General features: G+C 72.7%; 9 protein-coding genes. 2 read left to right on the plus strand and 7 right to left on the minus strand.

The genetic code is table 11. The features are described from left to right. The coding region (locus NBZ85_RS34100; protein WP_308205206.1) for an arsenate reductase/protein-tyrosine-phosphatase family protein at positions 1-743 on the plus strand (743 nt) is incomplete at its 5' end. On the opposite strand, the gene NBZ85_RS22035 is transcribed toward NBZ85_RS34100, so the two are convergent. From NBZ85_RS22035 to NBZ85_RS22045, 3 genes are all read right to left on the minus strand, one after another. Beyond that, positions 661-1,143: an SRPBCC family protein gene (locus tag NBZ85_RS22035; protein WP_261555265.1), complete on the minus strand. Its 483-nt coding sequence runs from the start codon at positions 1,141-1,143 to the stop codon at positions 661-663. The genes NBZ85_RS34100 and NBZ85_RS22035 overlap by 83 nt on opposite strands. Positions 1,144-1,309: 166 nt before the next feature. After that, positions 1,310-1,657, minus strand: a complete 348-nt coding sequence (locus NBZ85_RS22040; protein ID WP_261555263.1) for a hypothetical protein — start codon at positions 1,655-1,657, stop codon at positions 1,310-1,312. Between the two features lie 227 nt (positions 1,658-1,884). Then, positions 1,885-2,394, minus strand: coding sequence for an MOSC domain-containing protein (locus tag NBZ85_RS22045; protein WP_261555261.1), 510 nt, complete (start codon positions 2,392-2,394; stop codon positions 1,885-1,887). A 107-nt stretch (positions 2,395-2,501) separates the two neighbouring features. Between NBZ85_RS22045 and NBZ85_RS22050 the strand changes: the two genes are divergently transcribed. Further along, a complete protein-coding gene (locus NBZ85_RS22050) occupies positions 2,502-3,281 on the plus strand; it encodes an enoyl-CoA hydratase (RefSeq protein WP_261555259.1) in 780 nt (259 codons plus the stop codon). 40 nt (positions 3,282-3,321) lie between these two features. Here the strand turns inward: NBZ85_RS22050 and NBZ85_RS22055 are convergent, their stop codons facing one another. The 4 genes from NBZ85_RS22055 to NBZ85_RS22070 all read right to left on the minus strand — a co-directional run. Beyond that, complete coding sequence (locus NBZ85_RS22055) at positions 3,322-4,875, minus strand: acyl-CoA synthetase (protein WP_261555258.1); 1,554 nt, start codon at positions 4,873-4,875, stop codon at positions 3,322-3,324. Positions 4,876-4,975: 100 nt separating this feature from the next. Next, a complete protein-coding gene (locus NBZ85_RS22060; protein ID WP_261562521.1) occupies positions 4,976-7,192 on the minus strand; it encodes a putative bifunctional diguanylate cyclase/phosphodiesterase in 2,217 nt (738 codons plus the stop codon). 84 nt (positions 7,193-7,276) lie between these two features. Continuing rightward, positions 7,277-8,095 carry an SAM-dependent methyltransferase gene (locus tag NBZ85_RS22065; protein ID WP_261555253.1) on the minus strand — a complete coding sequence of 273 codons (819 nt, stop codon included), beginning with the start codon at positions 8,093-8,095 and terminating at the stop codon, positions 7,277-7,279. 353 nt (positions 8,096-8,448) lie between these two features. Then, a partial coding sequence (locus NBZ85_RS22070; RefSeq protein WP_261562522.1) for an NAD(P)-dependent alcohol dehydrogenase occupies positions 8,449-9,625 on the minus strand: 1,177 nt, incomplete at its 5' end.

Consider the following 9,625-nt stretch of genomic DNA (forward strand, 5'->3'; position numbering starts at 1 on the left):
GGCGTGCGCCGTCCCCGCCCGACTCGTTGCCCCTGACCCCCGTCCCGCTGCGCCAGGCCCAGCCCAGGGTGCCCCTGGCACGCCCGCCCGAGGTGCTGTTCGTGTGCGTGCACAACGCGGGGCGCTCCCAGATGGGTGCCGCACTGCTCGACCAGCACGGCGGCGGCCGGGTGCAGGCCCGATCAGCCGGTACGGCGCCCGCGGCGACCCTGCATCTCCCGGTCGTCGCCGCGATGGCCGAGGTCGGCATCGACCTGTCCGGTGCCTGCCCGACCCGGCTCACCGACGACGCCGTGCGCACCGCCTCGGTCGTCATCAGCATGGGCTGCGCCGGCACTGTCCCGATCTACCCGCACACCCGGTACCTCACCTGGGAGCTCGACGACCCGGCGGAAAAGCCGCTCGAGGACGTCCGGCCGATCCGGGACGAGATCGACTCCCGGGTGCGCTCGCTGCTCTACAGCCTCGGGGTCGCGGCTCGGGTCGGCCTGCTGCGCGACCAGCCCGACCACGACGAACCCGATCACGACCAGCCCGATCACGACCAGCCCGACCAACCCGTGCCGCCCGCCGCCTCGCCGCGGCCCCGCCTGTACCAGGGCCGCCCGCCGCGGCCGGCCAGCCATGACCACCCGGCCCTGACGGCACGGGACCGGATGGTCAGCCGGCCGGCGTCACGACGACCCGGGCCAGGTTCTCCAGCGACTTCTCCAGGGACGCCACCGGGACCACCGGCCAGGTGATCCGGGCCTTCCACCGCTCGGGCGACCCGCTCCAGTCGCAGTAGGACGTCACGTCGGTGGTGGTCGCGTCGACGGGGTCGAGCAGGTAGCCGTAGACGTGGCCGACGTTCGGCATGCCGACCCCCGCGACGCCCCATTCGAGCTGCGCGTCCCGGCTGAACCTGGTGACCGTGTTGATCACCTTGTAGCGACCGAGGGGAACGTCGCCGAGCGGTTCGCGATCCATGTCCATCTCGAAGGTGTCACCGACCTGCTCGAGGCGCTTCGCGCCGACCGGGGCGACGAGCATCCCGGAGCCGTCGATGCGCACATGGCCGTGCGGGTCCGTGATGAGCGCGAAGATCTCGCTCGCGGCGGCCGGCACCCGCCGCACGACGGACACGCGCTCGGAGTCGGACATCGGCATCCTCCATGGATCACCCGGGCCAGGGACTGCTCACTGCTGGCGCTGTCGAAGCGCCGTTCCCTGTGTATGCCGCCACGTCGGGCGGAGACAAGCGATTGCCGGCCGCCGGGCACCGGCCCCGAGCACCGACGAGCTGCGCCGCCGCGGGCCTGTCCGGCCACTATTCGGCGGCGATCCGCCCGACATGGGCGACGGTGCAGGTCAGCTTGGTGTCGCTGGGGACGTCCGCGCCCACCGGGTGGATGCTGAACGTCTTACCGGCGCCCGAGTCCACCTTGAACAGGGAGGCCAGCCCACTTTCGATCTTGCTGTCGTTGGCCTTCACGTCAACCTGGATCACGTAGTTCGACCGCTTGGACGAGCCGTTGTTCACCTCGCCCGTGACCACCGCCCGATGGTTGTCGGGGTCACGCACGCAGCCGGTGATCCGCACGTCCGCCGAGGCACCGGACCCGTCGGAGGAACAACCTGCGGCAACCGCCCCGAAGCCGACGGCAAGCCCAAGCATGAGCCCACCCGCGCGAACCCGACCGGCCGGCCCCGCAGGCCGCGCGGACCGCGGACGGCGAGACGGCCGAACGGTCCGTGATCTCAAAGCGCCGGAACCACGCGAAGACGACACCGCCTCAGCCTACGGTCTCACTCCGCAACGGACACGACGCTGTACGTTTCGATCTTGTCGCCTCCCCGACTGCCCGATACGGACTTCCCGGCACACTGACCGATCCGCACGGTTCAGGGCGGTTCAGGGCGGTTCAGGGCGGTTCGGGGCGTAGGCAACGCGACGACGGCGGCGCCGAGCTCGAGCGTGCCGCCGAGCACGACGTCCGCCCGCAGGCCGCCTCGCTCGACGAGCGCCCGCCAGACGCCCGGGCGGTCAAGCAGGCGCTCGAGGTACCCGCAGGGCGGGCACGGCCGCGCGCCGAACAGCACCACGTCCCCGATGCGGAATGCCCGGCCGATCAGGTCCGGCAGGTCGATCCCCTCGGTCACCAGGTTCCGCCGGGTCTCGTGCTCGGCGAGCTGGACCCGGCCCTCCTCGGCAACGGCACGGACCGCCTCTCGGGCGATCAGCGTCACCGCCCGCCCGGAGCCTGCGCGCGCGGAGTAGGTCCCGGTGCCCGCCGCGTACCGGTCACCGTCCAGGCCGCGCCCTTCGATCACGCGCGCCCGGGAATGGGCCCGCATCGGCGCGCCACGGCCGGCTGTCAGGTAGATGCCGACCAGGTGACCGCCACGGTCCATGCCGATGACGCTACTCCCCGACGCCCCGCCGCGGCCGCCTCTTTTCGCAGCCACCGGCGCAGGTGGGAAGGGTCGCGCCGCCGGCGGCGCTGGGAAATACTCCGTTGATGAGTGATGTTCTGATCGCCGAGACGCTCGGCACCACGCGCCTGATCACCATGAACCGGCCGCAGGCCCGCAACGCCCTCGGCGGCGGGCTCATCACCGAGCTGTATTCGGCGTTAGTCGCCGCGGACAAGGACCCGGGCGTGCACGTGGTCGTCCTCACCGGCGCGGACCCGGCGTTCTGCGCCGGCGTCGACCTCAAGGAGGCCGCGCGGGACGGCAAGAAGTACTTCGACCAGTTCGCGGACACCAACTGCGTCGGCCAGGTCGCGCGCATGCGGACTCCGATCATCGGCGCCGTCAACGGGGCGGCGTTCACCGGCGGCCTGGAGCTCGCCCTGGGCTGCGACTTCCTCATCGCCTCCGAGCGCGCCGTGTTCGCCGACACCCACGTCCGCGTCGGGGTGCTGCCCGGCGGCGGGATGACCGCGCACCTGCCGCTGTTCGTCGGTATCGGCAACGCCCGGCGGATGTCGCTGAGCGGCGCCATCGTCGACGCCGCCGAGGCGCTGCGGATGGGGCTGGTCACCGAGGTCGTGCCGCACGGGGAGCTGCGTGAGCGGGCGCTGGCGGTGGCCGCGGACGTGGGCGAGGTCGACCCGCGGATGACGCGCGGGTTGAAGAAGGTCTACGCCGAGGGCATCGCCACCTACACCACCCCGGCAAGCGCCGCGGAGACGCACGGCGCGGCCGAGACCCCGCCGGCGTTCGCCGAAATCGAGCAGCGCCGGGTCGAGGTGATGGCCGGCAACCGGGCGCGCCTGGGCACCGACCACGGCTGAGAACCGCCACGGCTGAGAACCGACCGCGGCTGAGGAGGCGTCAGCCGGCGTAGCGCTCGCGCAACCGGACGCGCTGCAGCTTGCCGGTGGGCAGCCGCGGCAGTTCCTCGACGAATTCAACCGTGCGCGGAACCTTGAAGCCGGCGAGCCGCTCGCGGCCGAACGCCTGCAGTTCGGCGGCGAGCTCCGGCCCGGCGACTGCCTCGGCGGCCGGTTGGACCACGGCGAGCAGCCGCTGCCCCATCTCGGCGTCCGGCACGCCGATCACCGCGACGTCGGCGACGGCGGGGTGCAGGATCAGCGCGTTCTCGATCTCCTGGGGGTAGATGTTGACCCCACCGGAGATGACCAGGTCGGTGCGGCGGTCGGCGAGGTAGAGGTAGCCGTCGGCGTCGAGGTGACCGAGGTCGCCGAGGGTGAGCCAGCCGCGGTCGTCGTAGGCGGCGGCGGTCCTCTCCGGGTCGTTGTGGTACTCCATGCGGGTCGGGCTCTCGAAGTAGACTCGCCCGATCTCGCCGACGGGCAACTCCGCACCGTCCTCGCCGACGATGTGTACGACGCCGATGACGGCCCGCCCCACCGAGCCGCGGTGGGTGAGCCACTCCTGGGAGGTCAGCGCGCACATGCCGCCGCCCTCACTGCCGGCGTAGTACTCGAACACGATCGGCCCGAGCCAGTCGATCACCTGCTGCTTGACCTCGGGCGGGCAGGGCGCCGCGGCGTGCACGACCAGGCGCAGGCTGGACAGGTCGAACGCGGTGCGCTGCGCGGCGGGCAGCTTCAGTAAGCGAACGAACATCGTCGGCACGACCTGGACGTGGGTGACCCGGTAGCGCTCGATCGCCCGCAGCGCCTCGCTCGGGTCGAAGCGCTCCATGAGGATGACCGTGCCGCCGAGGCGCTGGGTCGCGGTGCTCCAACCGGTGGGCGCCGCATGGTAGAGCGGCGCTGGGCACAGGTAGACGCTGTCGGGGCCGAAGCCGAACGATCCGACCATCGCCTGGTCGATGGCCAGCCCGGTGCCGTAGGGGTTGAGCGGCAGCGCCGGCTCGATGCCCTTGGGGCGGCCCGTCGTGCCCGACGAGTAGAACATGTAGATGCCCTCGGCCTGGTCCGCGGGCTCACTGTCCGGCTGGCCGGCGAGGGCGGCGCGGTAGTCGACGATGCCCTCGGCGATGTCCGCCGGCCCCGCATCGATCATGACGATGTGTTCCAACGCGGCGGCCGACTCCCGGACCCGCTTGACGATCGGAGCCAGCTCGGCGGAGGTGAACAGCACCCGCGCCCCGCAGTCGTCGACGATGTGGGCGGTCTCCTCGGCGGTGAGATGCCAGTTGACCGGTGTCCAGTACAGGCCGCTGCGCTGCGCGCCCCAGGCGGCTTCGAAGTACTCGGGCCGGTTCGGCAGCAGGATCGCCACGTGGTCGCCATGGCGCAGCCCGTAGCCGGCGAGCAGGTGGGCGACCTTGCGGCTGTGCCGTTCCAGCTCGCCGAAGGTGCGCTGCGCGCTGCCGTCGGCCATCACAACGGCCAGCCGGTCCGCCGGATGCCGGGACAGCTCGCCGAGCATCGCCGCGCCCGCGCCCTGTGGCATGTGACCCTCCCCGACGGGCCGTCTGGTCGGCGCCGAGCCCGCAATACGCCGTTTACGTTGCAAACGATGCTAGAGCGGTCCCGGACCAAGTCAAGACTGCCTACTTCCGCGACAAAACGTGAGGTAGCAGCACCGATTGCCCGCGCTCCGGCAGTTCGGTGCCGGGCAGGACGGTGACGGGGGCAGGGGCGGGGGCGGCGCGCAGCCGGCGGGTGATTTCACCGGGCGGCAGCGGCCGCGCGAACAGGTAGCCCTGGGCACTGTCGCAGTCGACCTGGCACAGCCGCTCGGCCTGGTCGGCGGTCTCGACGCCCTCGGCCGTCACCGTCAGGCGTAGCGAGTGGGCGAGCTCGACGAGCATCCGAACGATCTTCTCGCCGTCGGGGTCGTGCCGGCGAGCCGAACCGAAGTCATCGACGAACGGCCCGGCGAGCTTCAGGGTGTGCACCGGCAGCCGGCGCAGGTAGGCGAGGTTGGAGTAACCGGTGCCGAAATCATCGATGGCGATCCGCACCCCCATCGCGGCCAGGCCGTCCAGAGCCCGCATCGGCTCGTCGGCCGTGCTCATCATCTCGCTCTCGGTGAGTTCGAGCTGGAGCATCTGCGCCGGCAGCCCCGTCTCGTCGAGGATCCGCGCGACCTGGTCGACCAGGTCGGCCTCGCGGGTCTGGCGGGCGGTGAGGTTCACGCTCACGTAGGGCGCGCCCGCGCCGTCCGGGCGCAGCTCGCGCCACTCGGCCGCCTGTCGGCAGGCCAGCTCGAGCACCCGGCGGCCCAGTGGAACGATCTGGCCGGTCTCCTCCGCCAGGCCGATGAACGCCTCCGGCGTGAGCACCCCGAACCGGGGATGCCGCCAGCGGACCAGCGCCTCCACCCCGACCATCGCCCCGCCCGGCCAGCCGGCGCCGGAGCGCCCCCCGAGGGTGACGATCGGCTGGTAGACGACGGTGAACTGGTCCTGCTCGACGGCGCCGGGCAGCATCGTCGACAGGGTGTGCCGGGTCACCTGGCGGGCGTTGCGCTCCGCGTCGAAGACGGCCCACCGCCCCCGGCCTGCGTCCTTGGCCTGGTAGAGGGTGATGTCCGCGGCGCGCAGCAGGTCCGCGAGGTCGCCGTCGGCCACGGGCCGCTCGACGAGGCCCATGCTGGCGCCGATCGACAGCGCCTGGTCGCCGACCCGGACGGGTTCGGCCAGCGCCGCGAGCACGGCGCGGGCGGTGGCGGTGACGTCGTCGATGCCGGTCGTGCCGGCGAGCAGGATGACGAACTCGTCCCCGCCCATCCGGACCAGTAGCTGCCCCGCATCCAGCGCACCGGTGAGCCGCCCGGCGACCGCGATGAGCACCCGGTCGCCGACGTCGTGCCCGAGGCTGTCGTTGACCGCCTTGAACCCGTCGAGGTCGATGAAGCACAGCCCGAGGCGCCGGTCCGGCTCCGCTGCCATCAGCTCGGTGACCCGTTCGACGAGCACCGTCCGGTTGGGCAGCCCGGTCAGCGGGTCCTGCCGGGCCTGGCGGCGGAGCTGGCTCTGCAGCCGGTGGCGCTCGGTGACGTCCAGGATCATCGAAAGCTGGACCTCGCCGTGCCCGTCGGCCCGGCGCAGGCAGGACGTGGTCAGCTCGGCCCGCACCGTGACGCCGGCGGGCCCGGCGAGGCGCAGCTCCGTGCGCAGATGCACCGGTCCGGCGACGCGCTGGGCGTTGTGGGCGTCGCGCAGGCCGGCGGCATCCTCGGGATGGGCGAACTCGTGCAGCGCCCGGCCGTGCACCCGGTGCGGGGCGAGACCGAGCATCCGTAAGAAGGCGTCGTTGGCGTCGAAAATTCGCCCGGAGGCGTCGGCGAACACGATCCCGATCGCGGCCCCACCGAAGATCATCTGGAACCGGGCGTCGGTGGCCTGGTGGGCGGCGCGGTGGATCGAGTCCTGGCCGGCGAGGATCCGCTCGCGCAGGGCGCGGGTGTAGCCCTGGGCCAGGGCTCCCTGCAGGGCGGCGACGCGGCCGGTGAGCTCCTCGTTCGCGTCGAGACACAGCTCGGTGAGCAGCCGCGCACCGCAGACGCGGATCGTGGCGGCCAGCGCGTCCGCGGCGGCGAAGGTGTGCTCGGCGACGGCGGCCCCGACCGCGGCCGCCGGCTCCTCCGCGAACGCCTCGGCAAGCAGTGCGTCGACGAGCCGTTCGGTCAGGCCACCCAGCCGCTCCTCGACATCGACCAGGTCGGTCGCCGGGTAGCTCGCGCCGACGATGGCACGGGCCCAGACCTGCGCGAAGCGCGCCACCCCGCGCCTGCGGGCAGCCGGGGACAGGAACTTCTCCACGCCACTCCTCACGGAACCCCGCCGCGGCCGCGCGCAGCGCCCGGCGGTCCCGGTACCGACACCGATGGACTCCGGCGGGCGGACCTACCGGCGGCCCACCCCGGCCAGCGCCACCGCCCGGCTTGGGTCGGCGGCCAGCGGGTCGAGGCCGCCGTGTTCCTCGTCCGGCCGCCAGGAGGGCAGGTAGACCAGCCCCGGTTCGACCAGGTCGTAGCCGGCGAGCAGGCCGGCGATCACGGTCCGGGTTCGCGGGGTGACACCGGTCGACGTCGACTCGTAGACCTTGCCCGCGCCGTGCACCTGCTCGGCCCGCTCGTCGGCGGTGACGTGAGAAATCGCCAGGTAGCTGCCGGGCGCCGTGGCCGTCCGGAAGGCCTCGATGATCCCGGCCGGGTCGTCGCCGTCGGCGACGAAGTGCAGCACGGTGACCATCAGCACCGCGGTGGGCTGGGAGAGGTCGAGCAGCTCGGTGACCTCGCTCGACCTGAGGATGCACGCCGGCTCCCGGATGTCCGCCTGCAGCACTGCCGCCTGCGGGTTGTCGGCGAGCAGCATCCTGGAGTGGGCGACGGCCACCGGGTCGATGTCCACGTAGACGACCCGCGCCTGCGGGTTGATCCCCTGGGCGACCTCGTGCACGTTGCCTACGGTCGGCACGCCCGAGCCGAGGTCGAGGAACTGGGTGATCCCCGCCTCGGCGGCGAGGAAGCGAACCGCCCGGTGCAGGAACAGCCGGTTCGACCGCGCCACCAGCGGCCCGTCCGGGAAGGCCGCGATCACCGCCTGGGTCGCCTCCCGGTCGGCGGCGAAGTTGTGCGACCCACCGAGTGCGTAGTCGTACATCCGCGCAGCGCTCGGCCGGTCGACGTCGACGCCCGCGGCCCACCCAGGCACTTCATCCATGATCTACCCATCCCCTGCGCGGTCCGCTCGGCGACCTAACGTGAGCAGATTGTCCACCATCGAGACTTTCATCACCACATGGGGCACCAACAATTACGCAGAACGGACAGGGCAAGCCCCGAACCGACCTCCCCATCACCACACCCGCAGGTGCGCTCACCCGCATCCGTACCGACTCCACCCGGATGCACTCCGCGCCAGAGTGTATGCAACGGATCCTGTACGTACATGGATGATGCCGGAGGGCGGTCGACGTGCAGTCGGACGTTGACCAGGCACACGCCTGTGCGATGCACGTGTCGGCGATCCGGCGAGCTTCACGGACCCGACCGAAATCGGGAGTTCGGCTTCGGTCAGGCGGATTGCCCGGAGAAGATCGACGGGGTCGGCCATCCGCTCCCCACCTGACGCGCATGCTCACGGTCGGGGACCATGACGACGCGGCCGGTGACCTCGCCCGCGCGCAGCCGGTCGTAGGCGGCCGGCATGCCGGCCAGCGAGACGGTCTCGACGTGGGCGCGGATCAGGCCGGCGCGGGCAAGGTCGAGGACCTCGAACAGCTCACCGCGGGTGCCCCAGTACGGCAGCGAGACATCGACGTCGAACGGCACCGCCCCGAGCCGGAACGGCAGCGCCCCGCCCGCCAGGCCCACGACGGTGAGCCGCCCCTCGACGCCGACGGCGGCCGCGGCGGTGGCCATCGTCGAGGCGCTGCCGACCATGTCGAACACGGCCTGCGCGCCCCGTCCGCCGGCGGTCTCCGCACGGATCGCGGCGGCCGTATCCTCATCCTCGCCTGCCGGCACCGTCGCGTGCGCGCCGAGGGCCAGCGCCTGGGACAGCTTGGCCGGGGCGACGTCGACGGCGACGACGCGAGCCGAGGTGATCGCCCGCAGGATCTGGATGCCGAGGTGGCCGAGTCCGCCGGCCCCGATGACCACCGCGGTCGAACCCGGCCCGAGCAGCGGCAGCGCCTTGCGGATCGCGTGGTACGGCGTGAGCCCGGCGTCGGTGAGCGGCGCCGCGGCCACCGGGTCGAGGTCGCCGAGGGGGACGAGGTGACGCGCATCGTCGACAAGCAGGTACTCGGCCATGCCGCCGTCCCCGCCGAGGCCGGGGCCGCCCGCTCCGTGGGTGACCTCGCAGTACTGCTCGGCGCCGCGGGCGCACGGCCGGCAGCGCCCGCAGCCCCAGGGCCCATAGACGGCGCAGGCATCGCCCACCCGGACCGCGCTGACCCCGGGGCCGACCGCGTCGACCCAGCCGGCGCACTCGTGGCCGAGGGTGAACGGCAGGCGCAGGCCCTGACGGGTCAGCTGCTCCGGCGGCATCTCCATCAGGTGCAGGTCGCTGTGGCAGGCCCCGGCGGCGGCCACCCGCAGCCGCACCTGACCTGGCCCGGGGACCGGATCGGGCACCTCGACGAGCTCGGGAGCCGACTGGTGGCGGGTGATCCGAAGCGCGCGCACGAGCTCTCCCCTCGCCCTGGCCCGCGACCATCGCGTGCACCACGCCCATCCTCGTCCCCAC

It is taken from the genome of Frankia tisae (assembly GCF_025403405.1).
Taxonomy (GTDB): Bacteria; Actinomycetota; Actinomycetes; order Frankiales; family Frankiaceae; genus Frankia; species Frankia tisai.